The organism is Okeania sp. SIO2B9, assembly GCF_010672505.1.
GTDB classification, from domain to species: domain Bacteria; phylum Cyanobacteriota; class Cyanobacteriia; order Cyanobacteriales; family Microcoleaceae; genus Okeania; species Okeania hirsuta.
This window is the reverse complement of the sequence record NZ_JAAHGK010001264.1, coordinates 1-2,214: the sequence shown is the minus strand read 5'-3', so window position 1 is coordinate 2,214 and position 2,214 is coordinate 1. Positions and strand designations below refer to the sequence as shown.

General features: G+C 35.9%; 2 protein-coding genes. One reads left to right on the top strand and one right to left on the bottom strand.

Translation table 11 applies throughout. The annotated features are described in order from the left end of the window. On the top strand, positions 1-776 hold a 776-nt coding region (locus F6K13_RS29645; RefSeq protein WP_287289360.1), incomplete at its 5' end, for a CoA-binding protein. A 578-nt stretch (positions 777-1,354) separates the two neighbouring features. On the opposite strand, the gene F6K13_RS29640 is transcribed toward F6K13_RS29645, so the two are convergent. Next, a complete protein-coding gene (locus tag F6K13_RS29640) occupies positions 1,355-1,639 on the bottom strand; it encodes a YiaA/YiaB family inner membrane protein (RefSeq protein WP_124145612.1) in 285 nt (94 codons plus the stop codon). Positions 1,640-2,214 lie beyond the last annotated feature (575 nt).

The following is a 2,214-nucleotide window of genomic DNA, read 5'->3' as shown; positions in this document are numbered from 1 at the left end:
TACAAGAATGGTCTGGTATACCTGTGTTTAGTTTGGTAGAGCAAGCAGTGGCAAAAGTGGGTATGATTGATACCACTTTGATAGTTGTGCCTGCTTATAGGGTATTAGATGCTAGTTTAGAGGCGATCGCTTCTGGCATTAAACAAATTGTCATCGTTACAGAAGGAGTGCCACCTTTAGATATGGTCCAGTTATTGAGAAAAGCTGAGGCTACAGAAACTCTGATTGTTGGACCTAACTGTGCAGGTATTATCGTGCCGGATAAATTACTGTTGGGCACTCATCCAACTCAGTTTTACACACCAGGCCCAGTGGGAATTATTAGTCGCAGCAATACTCTTACTTATGAAGTAGCTTGGGAATTAACAAAGTCAAGATTGGGGCAATCTATCTGTGTTAGTATTGGTTGCGATCCAATTGTTGGTTCTTCTTTTTTGCAATGGTTACAAATATTAGATGAGGATGACCGCACAGAGTTAATTGTTTTAGTAGGAGAAGTTGGTGGTGCAAGTGAGGAAATTGCAGCTTCTTATATATCAGAAACAATTGATAAACCTGTAGTTGCTTATATTGCTGGTATTTATGCTCCAATAAATCAAAATTACACTCACGCTAGTAGTTTAATTAGTGCTAGAAACTCAAGGGTAAAACATAATTTCCACAATCAGATGAAGAGTAAAATTTCAGCTTTTAAAGAATTTAAAATACCAGTAGCAAAACGACCTTCGGAAATTCCTAGTTTAGTGAAATATTCACTAGAAAAAAAGTATGTTTAATTAAATTTTTGACTAATAACTAATTAGTCAATATTTAGAGATTGAGTAAGAATTAAGAATATGAACGCTTGTAAGCATTCAGCGGTCAGCTATCAGCTATCAGCTAGTGCCGCTACGCGGAAGTCATATCATGTCCGGTAGCATCGGTCTTGTATAGTAAATAGGCAACAGCTCATCTGGCAACAGGCAACAGGCAAGAAAAAAACTTAAATTTCCTGCAAATATCCACGCCAACTTTTACACAAACGATTGCCTTCGGACATGATATAAAAAGTCAAAAGTCAAAATTCAATCATTTTTGATTTGTAATTGTTTTAGGATTTTATAACTGGTCAGTTATTTCCGTCATCCTGCACTAGCCTTTTACAATTGTTTGGTAAGGCCACGAGTTTCAATTGCTAGTTCTTGTAGCATGGCTGTTGGTAGGTTGAGTGGGTGGGTTGAAACTACCCTAGTCTATGTCTACAGGATGCAGAAATAGTTTCAGCCTAGTTAGTCTATCTTACTATTCTCCCTTGGCAAGTTTTTGGTCAGTTGTAATTAGTCTAAACTCCAGTTAACCGGATTTGATGTAATTATTATTTGTCTAAAGGGTGATGCTCTGCCAATAGTTTTTCAACTTTTGCTTCATCAAGTCTGGCAGTTATCCTTTGATATTCGTGATTATCTCTAATAGTTTTTGCCAGGGTAAAAGTTGAGCCTACTGAAAATGTTAAACCCATTCCTAAAAAGCCTTTAATCCAATTATCTACAGGTAGGTAAATAATGCCGATCGCTGTGCCAGAAGTAGCTAGAATAAAGGAAGCCCAAACTTGAAGTATCCATGCAGCAGTATCTTTTTGTTGAGTATATTTGTTGGTCATAAAATTATTACCTCAAATCAAAATTTTTGGCTGATTTATTCGTATTTTATATGTATAAACTTACAGTAATAGTAGTGGAGTGACAGTTTGAATATAGGCACAGGCGATCGCTCTTATTTTGGCTTTTTTTTAAACGCTACAAATAGGGTTTGAGATTGACAACATAATATTTAGGAGTAGACAGTAAAAAAATTGTACTATAATAGTAAGTTTTTTGGTGTTTGACGATAAATTTTGGTTATAATATCATGTCCGGATAATTAGTGATAGAACTCCGTTCCGCTTACGTGAGCAAAAACCTTTTATCTTTAATATCAAATCTGGTAGCATCGGTGTTCTTCAGTATTAAATATGTAGGGGCGAATGGTATTCGCCCTATATTATGGTATTCGCCCCTACTATGTTTTGTGGTTATGCGTAAGTCCTGATTAGATTATTAGAACTTAGGCGATCGTCAAAAATTAACTTTTCTTTTGTTGATTCTTTTGTTCTAGAACAATTTCTTTCATCGCTTGAAATGAACGAGAATTTGATGCACCTTCAATAGCTTTCACTGCTAAATCTTGAACCTGTGA

Coding starts and splice junctions, on each gene's coding strand:
- F6K13_RS29640 (WP_124145612.1), bottom strand. CDS start 1,639: ATGACCAACAAATATACTCAACAAAAAGATACTGCTGCATGGATACTT.